The organism is Pseudomonas sp. TE6288 (genome assembly GCF_054062095.1).
Window position 1 is genome coordinate 80,113 of record NZ_JBSSEW010000011.1, and the last position, 17,996, is coordinate 98,108.

Consider the following 17,996-nt stretch of genomic DNA (forward strand, 5'->3'; position numbering starts at 1 on the left):
GACTCATCTCCTGCACAGCTTCCCGGACAGCCGCATGACCGACAGTTTCGTCACCCAGTGCCCGCATTGCCAGACCAGCTTTCGCGTCACCCATCACCAGTTGAGCGTGGCCCGCGGCGTGGTGCGCTGCGGCCAATGCCTGCAGGTGTTCAACGCGGCGAAGCAACTGCTGGAGCAGAACCGCGCCACGGCTGGCGAAGGCGACATTCGTGCGCCGGTGCCGGCAGTCGAGCCGGCCGTGCCAGCGCCCGCAGCCGTGCAACCGGAGGCCGCCCCGCCGGCACCGAGCGAAGACAACTGGACGGTCACGGCCGAGGAACTGGATGCCCTCGACCTCGACCAGGAACTGGCGCGCCTTGAACGGCGCAGCCCGGGTGATCGGCGCGCAGCTCCGGCCAAGGGCATGCTCCAGGCCCGCCGCGACGATCAACTCGGCGATGGGCCTGGCGATGAACCGTTCGGCACCGCCACTGACGGCGACCGTGAGCCGGCGCAGGAGCGCGAGGACGCACCGATGCTGGTCGAGCAGGAGCCGCTTGACCTGGCACCGGCCGACGACGAGCGCACCGAGCCTACCCTCGGCGCGACCAGCCTCGATCTGGACGATGAACCACCAGTGCGCGATCGGACACTCGACGACGACCTCGACGAACCCTCGCGGCAGCTGTCCAGCCATGACGCACCGGTGCCGGAAAAGGGCCTTTCGGCGCTGGACGACGAGGTGCACAGCGCACCGTTCTCGGCCCGCGACGATGACCCCGACGAACATCCCGGGCAGCGCCTGGAACCGAGCCTGGCCGCCAAGCCCGAACGCTCGCGCAAGGAGCCGCTGGTCGACGTGGTCGACGACCCGTTGCAGTTGGGCTGGGAAAAGCCCGCCCCGAACTGGGGCAAGCGCCTGCTGTGGGGTTTCCTGACCCTGCTGGCCGCGGGCCTGCTGGCATTCCAGTACGTCTGGTTCCACTTCGACGAAATGGCCCGCCAGGACCAGTATCGCCCCTGGTTCCAGCAGCTGTGTCCGATGTTCGGCTGCCAGGTGCCGACCCGCGTCGACATCTCGCGGATCAAGAGCAGCAACCTGGTAGTGCGTAGCCACCCGGACTTCAAAGGGGCGCTGATCGTCGACGCGATCATCTACAACCGCGCGCCCTTCGCCCAGCCCTTCCCGCTGCTCGAGCTGCGCTTCGCCGACCTCAACGGCCAGCTGATCGCCAGCCGGCGCTTCAAGCCCAGCGAGTACCTGTCGGGCGAGCTGGCCGGGCGCGGCGAGATGCCCAGCCAGACGCCGATCCACATCGCCCTGGACATCCTCGACCCTGGGCCGAAGGCGGTGAACTACAGCCTGAGCTTCCGTTCGCCAGAATAAGCGACAGGCGGCAAGCTTCAAGCCGCAGGTAAAAGCCTGTCTGCAGGCCTCTTGCAGCTTGAAGCTCGCCACTTGGCACTGGGTGTCATAACGCCGCAACTGTTCAGATTTTATCCAGATTCATCTTTATCCGGTCATCGAGAGCGGGTATCATGCCATCCCTTTTTCGAACTCCAATGATTCGGCCCCACAACAGGGAACACCTATGTCGGCGGTACGCATCGGCCCTTACACACTGCAGAACAACCTGATCCTGGCCCCCATGGCCGGCGTCACGGACCAACCTTTCCGAACGCTGTGCAAACGCCTTGGCGCGGGCATGGTGGTGTCGGAGATGGTTTCCAGCGACATGCGCCTGTGGAACAGCCGCAAGTCGAGCCTGCGCCGCATCCACGAAGGTGATCCCGAGCCACGCTCGGTGCAGATCGCCGGTGGCGACGCGCAGATGATGGCCGAGGCGGCCCGGGCCAACGTCGAGGCCGGCGCGCAGATCATCGATATCAACATGGGTTGCCCGGCGAAAAAAGTCTGCAACAAGGCCGCAGGCTCTGCTTTATTGAGAGATGAAGCCTTGGTCACCGAAATCCTCCATGCCGTCGTCGGCGCCGTGGACGTACCGGTGACGCTGAAGATCCGCACCGGCTGGGACCGGGCGAGCAAGAACGGCCTGAACGTGGCGAAGATCGCCGAACAGGCCGGCATCCAGGCGCTGGCGGTGCATGGCCGCACACGCGCCGACCTGTACACCGGTGACGCCGAGTACGACACCATCGCCGCGATCAAGCAGGCGGTGTCGATCCCGGTATTCGCCAACGGCGACATCACCTCGCCGGAAAAGGCCCGGGCGGTGCTGCATGCCACCGGCGCCGACGGCCTGCTGATCGGCCGTGCCGCCCAGGGGCGGCCGTGGATTTTCCGCGAGGTCGAGCATTACCTGCGCACGGGCGAGCACCTCCCCGCCCCGGCGCTGGACGAAGTAGAACGCATTCTGCTGGAGCACCTGGCCGCGCTGCATGCCTTCTATGGCGATGTGATGGGCGTGCGGATCGCCCGCAAGCACGTTGGCTGGTACCTGGCAACCCGACCTGGCGGCAAGGAGTTCCGCAGCCAGTTCAACGCTTTGCAAGACACACAAGCGCAGTGCGCCAACGTTCAGGCATTTTTCGCCGAACGTCGACAGAGCCTTGGGACAGAGGACGAACAAGGGGTGGCCGCATGACGATGATGACCGAGACATTAGTGAGTGGAACAACGCCCGTGAGCGACAACGCCAACCTCAAGCAGCACCTGAACACGCCGAGCGAAGAGGGCCAGACCCTGCGCGACAGCGTCGAGAAGGCACTGCACAACTACTTCGCCCACCTGGAAGGCGCTACCGTCACGGACGTGTACAACCTGGTGCTCTCGGAAGTCGAGGCGCCGCTGCTCGAATGCGTGATGAACTACGTCAAGGGCAACCAGACCAAGGCCAGCGAGATGCTCGGGCTCAACCGAGGCACGCTGCGCAAGAAGCTCAAGCAGTACGATCTGTTGTAAGGCCAGAACCCCAACCAAAAAGGCGCTCATGCAAAGAGGCGCCTTTTTTGCTGACTCCACCGCGTTATGGAATCTGAAATGACCGACCAGACTACCCGCCTGCCGATCCGCCGCGCCCTGATCAGCGTCTCCGACAAGACCGGTATCCTCGAATTCGCCCGTGAGCTGCAACAGCTCGGTGTCGAGATCCTGTCCACCGGCGGCACCTACAAGCTGCTCAAGGACAACGGCGTCAACGCGGTGGAAGTGGCCGACTACACCGGCTTCGCCGAAATGATGGACGGCCGGGTCAAGACCCTGCATCCGAAGATACACGGCGGCATCCTGGGCCGTCGCGGCACCGACGACGCCATCATGAACGAGCATGGCATCAAGCCGATCGACCTGGTCGCGGTCAACCTGTACCCGTTCGAAGCCACCATCAGCAAGCCGGGCTGCGACCTGCCGACCGCCATCGAGAACATCGACATCGGCGGCCCGACCATGGTCCGTTCCGCGGCGAAGAACCACAAGGACGTGGCCATCGTGGTCAACGCCAGCGATTACGCCGGCATTGTCGAAGGCCTGAAAGCCGGCGGCCTGACCTACGCCCAGCGCTTCGACCTGATGCTCAAGGCCTTCGAGCACACCGCCGCCTACGACGGCATGATCGCCAACTACATGGGCACCATCGACCAGGCCAAGGACACCCTGTCCACCGAAGACCGCAGCGAGTTCCCGCGCACCTTCAACAGCCAGTTCGTCAAGGCCCAGGAAATGCGCTACGGCGAGAACCCGCACCAGAGCGCGGCGTTCTACGTCGAGGCCAAGAAGGGCGAGGCCAGCATTTCCACCGCCATCCAGCTGCAAGGCAAGGAGCTGTCGTTCAACAACGTGGCCGACACCGACGCCGCGCTGGAGTGCGTGAAGAGCTTCGTCAAGCCGGCCTGCGTGATCGTCAAGCACGCCAACCCGTGCGGCGTGGCCGTGGTGCCTGAGGACGAAGGCGGTATCCGCAAGGCCTACGACCTGGCCTACGCCACCGACACCGAGTCGGCGTTCGGCGGCATCATCGCCTTCAACCGCGAGCTGGATGGCGAAACCGCCAAAGCCATCGTCGAGCGCCAGTTCGTCGAAGTGATCATCGCCCCGAAAATCTCCCAGGCCGCCCGCGAAGTGGTGGCCGCCAAGCAGAACGTGCGTCTGCTGGAGTGCGGCGAGTGGCCAGCCGAGCGCGCCGCCGGTTGGGACTTCAAGCGCGTCAACGGTGGCCTGCTGGTGCAGAGCCGCGATATCGGCATGATCACTGCCGACGACCTGAAGATCGTCACCAAGCGTGCGCCGACCGAGCAGGAAATCCACGACCTGGTGTTTGCCTGGAAAGTGGCCAAGTTCGTCAAGTCCAACGCCATCGTCTACGCCAAGCAGCGCCAGACCATCGGCGTCGGCGCCGGCCAGATGAGCCGCGTCAACTCCGCGCGCATCGCCGCGATCAAGGCCGAGCATGCCGGCCTGCAAGTGCAGGGCGCGGTAATGGCCTCGGATGCGTTCTTCCCGTTCCGTGATGGCATCGACAACGCGGCTAAAGTGGGTATCAGCGCCGTGATCCAGCCAGGTGGTTCGATGCGCGATGCCGAAGTCATCGCCGCCGCCGACGAGGCCGGTATCGCCATGGTATTCACCGGCATGCGCCACTTCCGCCACTGATTATGGCAATCGGCCGCACTGAAGCAGGCATCTGCTGCGTTGGGGCCGGTTCCGCTGATGCTCATTGCCATAAGGCAACTGCGCTTATCGGAACCGTCCCCGCCTTGCATCTACCTGCTTCATTGCGACCTCGTAAAGCGAGGGGCGCTACCTCTCGTTCGACAGATTTCGAGGTTTTGACATGAAAGTTTTGATCATCGGCAGCGGCGGTCGTGAACACGCCCTGGCCTGGAAAGTCGCCCAGGACCCACGGGTCGAGAAAATCTTCGTGGCGCCGGGTAACGCCGGCACCGCCAGCGAAGCCAAGTGCGAGAACGTCGCCATTGACGTCACTGCCCTGGAGCAACTGGCCGACTTCGCCGAGAAGAACGTCGACCTGACCATCGTCGGCCCGGAAGCGCCGCTGGTCATCGGTGTCGTGGACCTGTTCCGCAGCCGTGGCCTGGACTGCTTCGGCCCGACCAAGGGCGCGGCCCAACTGGAAGGCTCCAAGGCCTTCACCAAGGACTTCCTGGCCCGCCACAAGATCCCGACTGCCGACTACCAGAACTTCACCGAGATCGAGCCGGCCCTGGCCTACCTGCGTGAGAAAGGCGCGCCGATCGTGATCAAGGCCGACGGCCTGGCCGCCGGTAAAGGCGTAATCGTCGCCATGACCTTGCAGGAAGCCGAAGACGCCGTGCGCGACATGCTTGCCGGCAACGCCTTCGGTGAAGCCGGTTCGCGCGTGGTGATCGAAGAGTTCCTCGACGGCGAGGAAGCCAGCTTCATCGTCATGGTCGATGGCCACAACGTGCTGCCAATGGCCACCAGCCAGGATCACAAGCGTGTCGGCAACCAGGACACCGGCCCGAACACCGGCGGCATGGGTGCCTACTCCCCAGCGCCAGTGGTCACCGCCGACGTGCACCAGCGCGTGATGGACCAGGTGATCTGGCCAACCGTGCGCGGCATGGCCGAGGAAGGCAACGTCTACACCGGCTTCCTGTATGCCGGCCTGATGATCGACAAGGCGGGCAACCCCAAGGTCATCGAGTTCAACTGCCGCTTCGGCGACCCGGAAACCCAGCCGGTCATGCTGCGCCTGGAGTCGAGCCTGGTGCTGCTGATCGAAGCCGCCTTTGCCAAGGCCCTGGACAAGGTCGAAGCGCAATGGGACCCGCGCCCGAGCCTGGGCGTGGTGCTGGCCGCCGGTGGTTACCCGGGCGACTACGCCAAGGGCGCCGTGATCAGCGGCCTGGACGCCGCCGCCAAGCTGCAAGGCAAGGTGTTCCACGCCGGCACCGCACTGAAGGACGGCCAGGTGGTCACCGCCGGTGGCCGCGTACTGTGCGCCACCGCCATGGGCGACACCGTCGAAGCCGCCCAGCAGCAGGCCTACCGCCTGGCCGAGCAGGTCAAGTGGGACGCCAGCTTCTACCGCAACGACATCGGCTACCGGGCCATCGCCCGCGAGCGCGGTGAGCAGCAGTAAAAGTGCAGCCAACGGTCGTGGCGCTCCCGGCGCACGGCCTTCGGCTCGTCGTCAAGGCCCCGCCGGGGCCTTGCCTTCGCCTTGGCGCGCCGCGCATAGTGGTTATCCGGCACATTAGCTAAGAAGGGATTTCGTCGTGCGTCGGCTTCGGATTGCCATAGCCCTGATCGTCAGCCTGCTGACCCTGCTCTGCCTGCTCCCGGCACACGCCGAACAGGCCGCGGGCTGGTCGGCGCTGCTCGATGAACAGGCCAACCTGCAGCTGTCCGACGTGCGCTCCGAACGCTACCGCAACCAGTTCAGCCCATTGGCCCTCGAAGAACTGGATGCCGCCCTCCCCGACCAGGCCCTGTGGTTGCACTACCGTCTGGATCCGAGCGACCAGGAACAACTGGTACGCATTTTCGCCCCCGACCTGTCACGCCTGGACCTCTACGCGCTGGAAGGCGGCAAACTGCTGCGCCAGTTGCACCATGGCCGGCAGGGCGACGGCCTCAGCCCCACCCTGCGCGGCAGGGACCACGTGCTGCCACTACCGCACAGCAACCAACCGCTGGATATCTACCTGCGGCTGGTTTCCGAACACCAGCTGCGCCCGGCCATCACTGTCGAGACCACCGCCCACGCTGCCGCCGACCAGCGCCAGTCGTTGCTGTTCGGCCTGTTGTTCGGTGGCCTGGTGATGCTGATCCTGCACAACCTGATCCGTTTTGCCTACACGCGTTCCAGTACCACGCTGGTGCTGGCGCTGTACCACGGCCTGATGTTGCTCAGCGCGCTGATCCTGCTAAACCTCAGCGGGCCCTGGTGGCACCTGTGGCACAGCGCGCAGACCCCGGCGGCCTACCTGACGCTGGTGCTGGCAGGCCTGGCCGGGTTGTATTTCACCCTGCACTTCTTCTCCCCCTGCAGTTCGGCGCGGCTCAATCGCCTGCTGCACCTGGAGATGCTGGTGGCCGCCGTCAGCGGCCTGGTGCTGCTGTTCGTCGACACCCTGCCGCTGAACCTGATGACCTACGCTTTGCTCGCCCTGGGCAGCGTGAGCATGCTGCTGGTCAGCGGCTATCACTGGTACAAGGGCTACGGCCCGGCGCGCCTGTTCGCCGTGGCGATGCTGGTGTTCAACCTCGGCGGCCTGGTGCTGTTGCCGGCCCTGCTGGGCCTCACCCGCACCTCCACGCCTTGGTTGCTGTGCATCCTCATGGCGCTGACCGTGGTCAGCGGCCTGCTGCTCAACCTCGCGGTCAGCGAGCGCCTGCGCCGGATCAGCGAGGAGCGCTTTCGCGCCAGCCGCGCCCTGGCCGCCAGCGATGCCGAGATCAACGCCAAGGCCGAGTTCCTGGCCAAGATCAGCCATGAGATCCGCACCCCCATGAACGGCGTGCTGGGCATGACCGAGTTGCTGCTGGGCACGCCGCTGTCGGTCAAGCAGCGCGACTATGTGCAGACCATCCACAGCGCCGGCAACGAACTGCTCACCCTGATCAACGAAATCCTCGACATCTCCAAGCTCGAGTCGCGGCAGATCGAGCTGGACGACGTGCAGTTCGACCTCAATGCCCTGATCGAGGACTGCCTGAACATCTTCCGGGCCAAGGCCGAACAGCAGAACATCGAGCTGATCAGTTTCACCCAGCCCCAGGTGCCCCGGGTCGTCAGCGGCGATCCGACACGCCTGCGCCAGGCCTTGTCGAGTCTGCTGGACAACGCCCTGAAGAACACCAGCCAGGGCGAGATCCTGCTGGTGGTGGCCCTCGACCAGCGCGGCGACAGCCCACGCCTGCGCATCGCCGTGCAGGACAGCGGCGAGCCCATGCCGCCGGCCGAGCGTGACGCCTTGCTGCAGGCCGAGCTGCACAGTCGCCACTTCCTCTCCAGCAACAAACTCGGTGGCCACCTTGGCCTGGTGATCGCCAAGCAACTGATCGGCCTGATGCAGGGCGAGTTCGGCATCAAGACCAGCACCAGCATGGGCAACACCCTGTGGCTGACCCTGCCGCTCGACCCGCTGCGCCTGGAGCAGCCGCCCACCGACCTCGACGGCCCGCTGCGCGATGCCCGGGTACTGGTGGTGGACGACAACGACACCTGCCGCAAGGTGCTGGTGCAGCAATGCAGCGCCTGGGGCATGAACGTCAGCGCGGTGCCGTCGGGCAAGGAGGCGCTGGCCTTGCTGCGCACCAAGGCGCACCTGCGCGATTATTTCGACGCGGTGCTGCTCGACCAGAACATGCCCGGCATGACCGGCATGCAGTTGGCGGCCAAGATCAAGGAAGACCCGAGCCTGAACCACGACATCCTGGTGGTCATGCTCACCGGCATCAGCAATGCGCCGAGCAAGATCATCGCCCGTAACGCCGGGGTCAAGCGCATCCTCGCCAAGCCGGTGGCCGGCTACACGCTCAAGACCACCCTGGCCGAGGAGCTCGCCCTGCGCGGTCGCGAGCAGGCCACGCCGCCGCTGCCGGTCGGCACCCCGGTGCCGCTGGACCTGCCCGGCGACTTCCGCATCCTGGTGGCCGAGGACAACAGCATCTCGACCAAGGTCATCCGCGGCATGCTCGGCAAGCTCAACCTCGAACCCGATACCGCCAGCAATGGTGAAGAGGCCTTGCAGGCGATGAAGGCCAAGCACTACGACCTGGTGCTGATGGACTGCGAGATGCCGGTGCTCGATGGTTTCTCCGCCACCCAGCAGCTGCGCGCCTGGGAAAGCGCCAACCAGCGCCCGCGTACCCCGGTGGTGGCATTGACCGCGCACATCCTCAACGAACACAAGGAACGCGCGCGCCTGGCCGGCATGGACGGGCACATGGCCAAGCCGGTGGAGCTGTCGCAGTTGCGCGAGCTGGTGCAGTTCTGGGCGGGGCAGCGGCAGGCGGTGTCCGACGACACCACGCAGATCCTGTAGGCGCTACCTCAGCCGCGAGGCAGCCACCACAGAATCTGGCACCCGCTTCGCGGCTGATCGCGGCTGAAGCCGCTGCTACAGGTTCCGTGCTATACAGGTGCCACCCATTCCCGCCGCGGACCCAGCGCCATGCTCCATGAGTTGTTCAGCGTTTACCTGAAAATGCTCGTGCTCTACAGCCCGTTCTTCGTGCTCTCATGTTTCATCGGCCTGACCCGCGGCCACTCCAGCAAGGAACGCAAGCAACTGGCCTGGCGGGTAGCCATTGCCACGCTGGTCGCCAGCGTGCTGCTGTACCTGTTCGGGCGGGTGATCTTCGGGGTATTCGGCATCACCGCCGACGCCTTCCGCATCGGCGCAGGCTCGGTGCTGTTCATCTCGGCGCTGGGCATGGCCCAGGGCAAGTCGGCGGTGCAGACCGACAACGTGCAGCAGGACGTGACCATCGTGCCGCTGACCATTCCGCTCACCGTCGGCCCCGGCACCATCGGTGCGTTGCTGGTGATGGGCGTGGGCCAACCGCACTGGGACGACAAGCTGCTGGCCATCGTCAGCATCGCCCTGGCCAGCTTCACCGTGGGCCTGGTGCTGTACCTCTCGCACCGTATCGAACGGATTCTCGGCGACCAGGGCCTGCAGATCGTCAGCCGCCTGATGGGGCTGTTCGTCTGCGCCTTGGCGGCGCAGATCATCTTCACCGGGATCAAGGGCTACCTGCTGCCCTGACCCCGGCTCCGCTCAGGGCTTGGCGGGGTACCAGCGCGGCGTGTACACCCACTGGCCGCCATCGGCACGGGGGAAGGTGCAGGTGGTCGAGGAGCCGACCAGCACCATGGTGCGCATGTCGACCATCTCCGGCAGCAGCTCGCCCAAGGTCACCACGCGCAGGGTCTGCCCTGGCCGGCCGATATCACGGCCCAGCACCACGGGGGTGCCTGCACCGCGATGGCGGCGTACCACCTCCAGCGCCATACCCAGCTGATGAGGGCGGGCCTTGGAGATCGGGTTGTAGAACGCCAGCACCAGATCCGCCTGGGCCGCCAGGTCGAGGCGCCTCTCGATGATCGACCAGGGTTTGAGGTTGTCCGACAGCGACATCACGCAAAAATCGTGGCCCAGTGGCGCCCCCGCCTGGGCGGCGGTAGCCAGCGAGGCCGAGACGCCAGGCAGGATCTCCAGCTCGACGCGCTGCCAGGCCGGGTCACTGGACTCGTGGAGCGCTTCGAGCACCGCGGCGGCCATGGCGAACACGCCCGGATCGCCCGATGACACTACCACCACCGAACGCCCTTGCGCCGCCAGCTCGAAGGCATGCCGAGCACGCTGCATCTCTTCGCGGTTGTCGGTGCAGTGCAGCACCTGATCGTCGCGGAAGGGGCCGGCCATGCGCACGTAGGTTTCGTAACCCAGCACATCCTGCGCACGCGCCAGCTCCGCCTTGACCGCCGGCACCATCAGCTCGGCGGCACCAGGGCCCAGGCCGATCACGGCCAGGCGACCACGGCGACGGCCAACGCGGTCGATGTCGACAGGTGCTGCGCAAACACCGTGGGCGAGCCCCGCCGACGAACCTACACGCGCTTGCGGCACTGCATCAGCCAGCATTCGCTCCAGGCTTTCGGCAGCCGGGGCGAAGCGCAGGGCAACATTCAGTGCCCGTGCAGCTTCGTGCAGGGCCGGCTCCGCCATCTCGGCTTCGCTCGCCAGCAGGCAGGCCAGCGCGGGCTCGGCGATGTTCGCTCGCAGCAGTTCCTCGCGTACCTGGTGCGCCAGGTCGGCGCTACCGGCCGTGACCGCCACCACCACGCAACGCGCATGGATCAGCAGTTCGTCACGGCTGGCCGGACGCAGTGCGCTGCCCACGTGGATAGTGCGCTGCGCCTCGTCACTGGCGGGCAGCTGCGCGTGTTCGAGCCATGGCGCGTCACCTTCGACACGCACCGCCTCGCCCGCCAGCAGGTCGGAGACGAAGCGCTTGCCCTGCTCCAGGTCCGCCAGTGCGTAACCCTCGGGCGGGTTGAGCAGACAGGTGCCGAAGCGCAGTTCGCCACTGGTGGTGATCGCCGCGCTCACACCCAGCGCCTCACCGATCTCTCGTGCCATGATATTGACCCCACCCAGGCCACCGAGCAGCGGCACCACGGCGCTGCCGTCCTCGGCCACCACCAGCACCGGTGGCTCCACGCCTTTTTCGCTCAACAACGGCGCCAGGGTGCGAATGACGATACCCGCCGCGCACAGGGCGATGATCGGTGTGTCCTGCTGGTACAGCGCACGCAGGGTGTCGCCAAATGCTGCGTAGTATACGTCGACCCCTTCCACGCGCCCTTCCAGGCCATGGATCAGCGCCTGTGGATAACAGGCCTGGATACGCCGCGCGGTGGCCAGGCTGCCCGGGCCGAGAATGACGATTGCCGGAGCCTTGTTCATCCCTGCCATTTCTCACCCGGCACGATGATCAGCGAGAAGTATGGCGAGGACTGTGGGTCGACCTCGTCCAGCGCGACGATCTTCTGGTTGGCCATGGTCGCCCGCTCCACGTACAGCGCACGGCTATCCATGCCCAGCTCGGCGAGCACCTGGCGCACCTTGGGGAAGTTGCGTCCCAGTTTCATGATCACTGCGGCGTCGGCATCGGCCAGACGGCGCTTGAGTTCCTCATGGGGCAACACGCCGGAAAGCACGGTGAGGGTCTGGTTGCGATACACCAGCGGCGCTCCGAGCACCGAGGCGCCGCCGAGCATCGAGCACACGCCCGGGATCACCTGGGCCTCATAGCGCGAGGCCAGGCGATCATGCAGATACATGTAGGAGCCGTAGAAGAACGGGTCGCCCTCACAGATCACCGCCACGTCACGGCCGGCATCCAGGTGTTCGGCCACCTGCACGCTGGCTTCGTCGTAGAAGTCGCTGATCACCTGTTCATAGGACAGTGGTGCCGGCAGCGCCTCGGTGGTCACCGGATACACCAGCGGCAACAAGGTCTGTTCGGCTTGCAGGTGCGCCTCGATGATGCCGAAGGCATTGCCGCGCTTGCCCTTGGCGACGAAGTACGCCACCACCGGCGCCTCGCGCAGCAGGCGCAAGGCCTTGACCGTGATCAGCTCGGGGTCGCCCGGGCCCACGCCCAGGCCCAGCAGTCGTCCGCGTGCCTGCATCATTCCACCTCCGTGGCCAGGGCGTTGACTGCCGCGGCGGCCATCGCGCTGCCGCCCAGGCGGCCCTGCATGATCACGAACGGCACGCCGCGGCTGTCGGCGGCGAGCATCGCCTTGGATTCGGCGGCGCCGACGAAGCCAACCGGGAAGCCAAGGATCAACGCCGGCTTCGGTGCGCCGGCATCGAGCATTTCCAGCAGATAGAACAGCGCGGTCGGCGCGTTGCCGATCACCACAACGCTGCCTTCCAGGTGCGGGCGCCACAGCTCCAGGGCCACGGCGGAACGGGTGTTGCCTTCGGCCTTGGCCAGGTCCGGCACGCTCGGGTCGCGCAGGGTGCAGATCACCGGGTTGTTGGCCGGCAGACGGGCGCGGGTGATGCCTTCGGCGACCATGTGCGCGTCGCAGAGGATCGGCGCGCCCTTGGCCAGGGCCTCGCGGCCGGCACTGCCGGCGCCTTCGGAGAACTGCAGGCCATCGATGGCTTCGACCATGCCGCAGGCATGGATCACGCGCACGGCGAGCTTTTCAAGATCGGCGGGGATCCGCTCGAGCCGGGCTTCCTCGCGGATGATGCGGAAGGAATTGCGATAGATCTCCTGACCATCGCGGATGTAGTCAATCATCAAGGTGCTCCGTCGGCAGGTCGAGCATGGCGCCTGCTTCTTCTGGGGTGAGGTCGGCGCCGCGCAGCCTGCCGAAGCCCGGCTGGCGCGCATCGCGCAAGTAAAGGTCATAGCGGCCCGGGGCGCGGGCCAGCAGGGTGGCCGGGGCCGTATGGGCCATGGCGCAGGAACGTGGGCAGGCGCACAGGTGCACGCTGCCTGGGGCGCCGTGGTGCAGCAAGCCGGCCAGGGTCACGGCATCGGCCTTGGTGTCGGCCTGGCCCTTGGCGCAGCCGCTGGAGCCGGTGCAGGCGACGACCCGCGCCAGCGGGTGCTCGCTGTGACACAGCAGGCCCAGGGCTGCAAGGTGTTCGCGGGCAGGCTCCACATGGGCCGGGTTCAGGTTGGTCAGTACCAGGCTTTGCCAAGGCGTCAGGCGCAAGCTGCCATCGCCCCATTGGCGGACGACATGGGCGGCGCCGCGCAGCATGGCCGGGGTCAGGCGTCCGAGGGGCGGCGCGACGCCAAGGGCCACGCCCTGGTGCTGGGGCAGCACGCCAAGCCAGGCACTTGTCGTAGCCGGGCGCTGCCAAACCAGCAATGAGGTGTCGATTTTCAGGGGCAGCCCTTCAAGGAAGTGCTCCACCGGGCACACCTGCAGCAATTGACGCATGCGCGACTGCTCGGGCGTCGCCAGGTCGAGGAAGCGCTCCAGCACCGCGCGCACCAACGCCAGCCCCTGCTCCACCGGCACCGCGCCCAGCGCCTGGCTATTCGACAGGCTGCTAGCGAGCCCGAACCGCAACCAGATCCGTCCTTCGCGTTGCATCGCGGACAGCCACAGATCATGGGCGTGCTCGAGCATCGCCAGCGCTTCGCCGCCATCGAGTTGCATGGCGAACTTGGCCGACAGCTTGTGGAACCTGGGTGTACTTTCCAGCAGGTCGAGAATCTGCCCGGCCAACGGTCGGGTGTCGAACACCATGGCCGGATCGAGCCCGGCCAATGGGCTGAGCATGAGATTGCGCACATCGTCACCGGCCGCATCACGCGGGCCGAGCCCTGCGGCCAGCAGATGTTCAACCAGCCCGCCATGATCCTGGCCAATGCCGCGAATCTGCAGGTTGGCTCGGTTGGTCGCCTCGATCACGCCTCCGGCAAAACGCTCGGCGGCGTCGGCCACGGCCTCGGCCTGGTCGGCCAGCAGCAGGCCACCGGGCAGCTTGATCCGGCAGATGCCGCCATCGCGCGCGGCGACGATGCGCCACAACCCCGGGCAGGCCGAGGGACGGGGCGAAACTTCGGGGGGCAGGGGCGGCGTCAAGGGGGCATCCGGCAATCGTGAAAGTGCGCTTCAGTGTAGAAGGCGCGGTATTATGCCTGCTTTGTCCGGCGGCATGAAAAACCGGTGGTCGAACGCCCCGCGATCAATAAACGGTATGAGGAACAGATGGTCCCCTGGCTGACAGTAATAGGCATCGGCGAAGACGGCTTCAGCGGCCTGGGCAAACAGGCCCGGCGCGCCCTGCTATCGGCCACGCGAATCATCGGTGCCCCGCGCCAGCTGGCCCTGTTGCCCCGCTGTGTGACCGCCGAGCAACTGCACTGGCCCAGCCCCTTCTCCCTGGCCCCGGTCCTGGCCCTGCGCGGTGAGCCGGTATGCGTATTGGCCAGCGGCGACCCGATGTTTTACGGCGTCGGCGCCAGCCTGGCGCGCCAGCTGCCCGCCGAGGAACTGCAGGTACTGCCGCTGCCCTCCTCCTGCGCCCTGGCCGCCGCCCGCCTGGGCTGGCCGCTGCAGGACGTGCAGGTGGTCTCGGTGGTCGCCCGCCCGCTGGCGGCGCTCAATGCCCACCTGTACAGCGGCATGCGCCTGCTGGTGCTGAGCAACGACGAAGGCAGCCCGGCGGCCATTGCCGCGCAGCTGCGCGAACGTGGCTTCGGCCCCAGCCGTCTCCAGGTGTTCGAACACCTCGGCGGCCCACAGGAACGAACGCTGAGCGGCACCGCCGACGATTGGCCACATACCGACATCGCCCCGCTCAACCTGGTCGCCATCGAATGCCAGGCCTCGCCTGATACCCCGCGCCTGCCTCGCGTGGCCGGCCTGCCTGACAGCACCTTCCGTCACGACGGCCAGCTGACCAAGCGCGACGTGCGAGCGATTACCCTGGCCCGCCTGGCACCGCAACCAGGCGAACTGCTGTGGGACGTAGGCGCCGGTTGCGGCTCCATCGGCATCGAATGGATGCGCGCCCACCCCAGCTGCCGCACCCTTGCGATCGAGGCGGACGAAGGCCGCCAGGGCTACATCGAACACAACCGCGACACCCTCGGCGTGCCCGGCCTGCAATTGATCCGCGGCAAGGCACCCGAAGCGTTGGCCGGGCTGGAACGTCCGGACGCGATCTTCATTGGCGGCGGCGTCACCCGCGAAGGCGTGCTCGACCTGTGCTGGGAGCGCCTGCTGCCGGGCGGGCGCCTGGTTGCCAACGCTGTCACGCTGCAAAGCGAGGTCGCCCTGGGGCAATTTCGCGACCAGCATGGCGGCGAGCTGACCCGTATCCATATCGCCCACACCCAGCCGCTGGGCAGTTTCGACACCTGGCGCCAGGCCCTGCCGATCACTTTGCTCGACGTGGTGAAACCCGTCGATGCGTGAAGAAACCCGCGAACAGCCCGCGCCCCTGCGCAGCGGCCTGACCACCGGCAGCTGCGCCACCGCCACCAGCCTGGCGGCGGCGCGCCTGCTGCTGACCGGGCAGCACAACGACGCGGTGCACATCACCCTGCCCAAGGGCAAGGTGGTGGAGATGCGCCTGGAGTTCTGCCATCTCAACGGCGAGACCGCCGAAGCCGGCACCCTGAAAGATGCCGGCGACGACCCCGATGTCACCCATGGCGCCCTGCTCTACAGCCAGGTGCGCCTGCTGGCCGAGCCCGGCATTCGCTTTGTCGCCGGGCAAGGCGTAGGGACCGTGACCCGCCCGGGCCTGGTGCTGGGCGTCGGCGAGCCGGCGATCAACCCGGTACCGCGCAGGATGATCGGCGACCACCTGCAACAGTTGGCCAGCGAATGCGGCTATGGCGGCGGTTTCGAAGTCACGGTCAATGTCCAGGGCGGCGAGTCGCTGGCCCTGAAGACCATGAACCCGCGCCTGGGCATCCTCGGCGGGCTGTCGATCCTCGGTACCAGCGGCATCGTCCGGCCGTATTCCTGCTCGGCCTACATCGCCTCGATCCACCAGGGCATCGACGTCGCTCACACCAACGGCTACACGCATATCGCCGCCTGCACCGGCAACGCCAGCGAAGACACCATGCGCCGGGTCTACAACCTGCCGGAGATCGCCCTGATCGAGATGGGCGACTTCGTCGGCGCCGTGCTCAAGCACCTGCGCAAGGTGCCGGTGCCGCGCCTCACGCTATGCGGTGGCTTCGGCAAGATCAGCAAGCTGGCGGCCGGGCACATGGACCTGCACAGCCGCCATTCGAGCATCGACCTGCCGCAGCTGGCGGGCTGGGCGGCGACCATTGGCGCCGATACCACCCTGCAACAGGCCATCGTCAGCGCCAACACCAGCCAGCAAGCGCTGGCCCTGGCCCATGCCGCCGGTATCGCCCTGGGCGACGAGGTCTGCCGTCACGCCCTGCTCTTCACCCGCAGCGTGGTGCCTGCCCAGGTGCAGGTCGAAGTGTTCGCCATCGATCGCCAGGGCGGCATCGTCGGCAAGGCGGGCGTGGCATGAACGGGCGGATCCTGCTGCTAGGCGGTGTCACCGAGGCCCTGGCCATCGCTCGCCAGTTGGGGCCGCAGCATGTCTACAGCCTCGCCGGCATCGGCCGTATTCCCCAGGACCTGACCTGCCAGGTGCGAGTCGGCGGCTATGGCGGCGCCGAAGGCCTGGCCGAGTACCTGCGCGCCGAAGGCATCGACCTGCTGATCGACGCCACCCATCCCTATGCCGCGCAGATCAGCCGCAACGCCGCCCTCGCCGCACGCAGCGCTGGCATTCCCTGCTGGGCCCTGCGCCGCCCGGCGTGGCAGGCGCAGCCCGGCGATGACTGGCGCGAAGTCGAGGACTGGGCCGGGTTGATCGAGGCACTCGCCCCGTTCGAGCGCCCCTTGTTCACCCTTGGCCGCGAACCCCTGCGACATCTGGACGAAATCCCCCCACACCAGTTCTGGACCCTGCGCGCCCTCGAAGCGTGTCCCGACAATGAACGCTGTGAGGTGATCGGTGCGCGCGGACCATTCCTCATCGACGATGAGCGTGCCCTGTTCGAACGTCGACGGATCGACGTGCTGGTGAGCAAGAACAGTGGCAGCACGGCCACCGAGCCGAAGCTGGAAGTGGCAAGGGAGCGCGGGATTCCAGTGCTGGTGCTCAAGCGGCCGGTGCTGCCGGAAGTGGATCGAACTTTCCCTGATCCGAAACGGCTATTTGAGGCTCTGAGCTTCCGTCCGGAATAACCCGGCATCTTCCGAAACACATTGACGCTTTCATCGCTCCACAAGATTAAGCAAGGTGTAGCCCTTCCCAGGTACTTCGAATGGAGCCACCTCATGCCAGATACGCCCAAACGCCCCCCAAACACAGCTTATGAAAATGCGCCCCCTGTCCTCGAAAGCGATTGGGACACCTGGTTTGCAAATGACGGTGTAACCAGCGACTTCGTCATTCAGCGCGAACAGCTGGCCGATCAGCGTCGCGACACACTCTCCAGCAGAGCTTGTTAGGACAGGTAAATGGCCCTGTGCCTTTATCCTGCCGTACAATCACCTTCCCTCTTCTGGAAGGCTCCACCCATATGGAAATGCAATGGTGGATCTGGCTCGTCTTCGGCGTGGCCCTGATCCTGCTGGAACTGGTGCTCCCCACCTTCTTCATCCTCTGGTTCGGCATCGGTGCCGTGCTGGTGTCGTTCATTTCGCTGCTTGCTCCCAGCCTGCAACTCGATATGCAGGGCCTGCTGTGGGTGGTGCTCTCATCGATCACCACCGCCCTCTGGTTCAAGGTGTTCCGGCGCAAGAAGCCGGACGTGCGCTGGACCGCCGACAGCGTGATCGGCGAAGTCGGCCTGCTGACCAGCGCCGTGTCGCAGTTCCAGAAAGGCCGCGTGCGCTTCCAGAAGCCGATCCTCGGCAACGAGGAATGGACCTGCGTTGCCGACAGCGACATCCCCGCCGGCGCGCGCGTGCGCCTGTCAGCCATCGAAGGCAACACCGCCCGGGTCACCCGGGCCTGAATCCGCACTA

15 protein-coding genes are annotated in these 17,996 nt (G+C 66.3%); 11 read left to right on the forward strand and 4 right to left on the reverse strand.

Going from position 1 to position 17,996, the window contains the following annotated elements; genetic code table 11:
• Positions 1 to 34: 34 nt before the first annotated feature.
• From ACVWY1_RS13160 to ACVWY1_RS13190, 7 genes are all read left to right on the forward strand, one after another.
• On the forward strand, positions 35 to 1,366 hold the full coding sequence (locus ACVWY1_RS13160; RefSeq protein WP_457378385.1) for a DUF3426 domain-containing protein: 1,332 nt from the start codon (positions 35 to 37) through the stop codon (positions 1,364 to 1,366).
• 205 nt (positions 1,367 to 1,571) lie between these two features.
• Complete coding sequence (dusB, locus tag ACVWY1_RS13165; RefSeq protein WP_102683176.1) at positions 1,572 to 2,585, forward strand: tRNA dihydrouridine synthase DusB; 1,014 nt, start codon at positions 1,572 to 1,574, stop codon at positions 2,583 to 2,585.
• Positions 2,582 to 2,902 (forward strand): DNA-binding transcriptional regulator Fis, encoded by a 321-nt coding sequence (gene fis, locus ACVWY1_RS13170; protein ID WP_011535876.1) that lies wholly within the window; start codon positions 2,582 to 2,584, stop codon positions 2,900 to 2,902. The genes dusB and fis overlap by 4 nt, the downstream gene beginning before the upstream one ends.
• A gap of 78 nt (positions 2,903 to 2,980) precedes the next feature.
• Positions 2,981 to 4,588, forward strand: coding sequence for a bifunctional phosphoribosylaminoimidazolecarboxamide formyltransferase/IMP cyclohydrolase (gene purH / locus ACVWY1_RS13175; RefSeq protein WP_023630842.1), 1,608 nt, complete (start codon positions 2,981 to 2,983; stop codon positions 4,586 to 4,588).
• A 181-nt stretch (positions 4,589 to 4,769) separates the two neighbouring features.
• Positions 4,770 to 6,062, forward strand: a complete 1,293-nt coding sequence (gene purD / locus ACVWY1_RS13180) for a phosphoribosylamine--glycine ligase (protein WP_046854049.1) — start codon at positions 4,770 to 4,772, stop codon at positions 6,060 to 6,062.
• A gap of 136 nt (positions 6,063 to 6,198) precedes the next feature.
• Positions 6,199 to 8,973, forward strand: coding sequence for a hybrid sensor histidine kinase/response regulator (locus tag ACVWY1_RS13185; protein WP_277502151.1), 2,775 nt, complete (start codon positions 6,199 to 6,201; stop codon positions 8,971 to 8,973).
• Between the two features lie 129 nt (positions 8,974 to 9,102).
• Positions 9,103 to 9,699 (forward strand): MarC family protein, encoded by a 597-nt coding sequence (locus tag ACVWY1_RS13190; RefSeq protein ID WP_023633040.1) that lies wholly within the window; start codon positions 9,103 to 9,105, stop codon positions 9,697 to 9,699.
• A 12-nt stretch (positions 9,700 to 9,711) separates the two neighbouring features.
• On the opposite strand, the gene cobJ is transcribed toward ACVWY1_RS13190, so the two are convergent.
• Genes cobJ through cobG form a run of 4 tightly spaced genes read right to left on the reverse strand, consistent with a single transcriptional unit; the run spans position 9,712 to position 14,075 of the window.
• A complete protein-coding gene (gene cobJ / locus ACVWY1_RS13195; RefSeq protein WP_457378386.1) occupies positions 9,712 to 11,412 on the reverse strand; it encodes a precorrin-3B C(17)-methyltransferase in 1,701 nt (566 codons plus the stop codon).
• Entirely contained in the window at positions 11,400 to 12,134 is a 735-nt protein-coding gene (locus ACVWY1_RS13200) for a precorrin-2 C(20)-methyltransferase (RefSeq protein WP_102683173.1), read from the reverse strand. Before ACVWY1_RS13200 ends, cobJ begins: the two co-directional genes overlap by 13 nt.
• On the reverse strand, positions 12,131 to 12,757 hold the full coding sequence (locus tag ACVWY1_RS13205; protein ID WP_046854044.1) for a precorrin-8X methylmutase: 627 nt from the start codon (positions 12,755 to 12,757) through the stop codon (positions 12,131 to 12,133). The genes ACVWY1_RS13200 and ACVWY1_RS13205 overlap by 4 nt, the downstream gene beginning before the upstream one ends.
• Positions 12,750 to 14,075: a precorrin-3B synthase gene (gene cobG, locus ACVWY1_RS13210; protein ID WP_457378387.1), complete on the reverse strand. Its 1,326-nt coding sequence runs from the start codon at positions 14,073 to 14,075 to the stop codon at positions 12,750 to 12,752. Before cobG ends, ACVWY1_RS13205 begins: the two co-directional genes overlap by 8 nt.
• A gap of 111 nt (positions 14,076 to 14,186) precedes the next feature.
• Here cobG and cbiE point away from each other — a divergent pair, with 111 nt between their 5' ends.
• The 4 genes from cbiE (at position 14,187) to ACVWY1_RS13230 (ending at position 17,986) form a co-directional block, all read left to right on the forward strand.
• Positions 14,187 to 15,398 (forward strand): precorrin-6y C5,15-methyltransferase (decarboxylating) subunit CbiE, encoded by a 1,212-nt coding sequence (gene cbiE / locus ACVWY1_RS13215; RefSeq protein WP_457378388.1) that lies wholly within the window; start codon positions 14,187 to 14,189, stop codon positions 15,396 to 15,398.
• A complete protein-coding gene (locus ACVWY1_RS13220) occupies positions 15,391 to 16,485 on the forward strand; it encodes a cobalt-precorrin-5B (C(1))-methyltransferase (RefSeq protein ID WP_457378389.1) in 1,095 nt (364 codons plus the stop codon). The genes cbiE and ACVWY1_RS13220 overlap by 8 nt, the downstream gene beginning before the upstream one ends.
• Positions 16,482 to 17,210, forward strand: coding sequence for a cobalt-precorrin-6A reductase (locus ACVWY1_RS13225; protein WP_457378390.1), 729 nt, complete (start codon positions 16,482 to 16,484; stop codon positions 17,208 to 17,210). Before ACVWY1_RS13220 ends, ACVWY1_RS13225 begins: the two co-directional genes overlap by 4 nt.
• Before the next feature lie 338 nt (positions 17,211 to 17,548).
• Positions 17,549 to 17,986, forward strand: coding sequence for an NfeD family protein (locus ACVWY1_RS13230; protein ID WP_457378391.1), 438 nt, complete (start codon positions 17,549 to 17,551; stop codon positions 17,984 to 17,986).
• Positions 17,987 to 17,996: the final 10 nt, after the last annotated feature.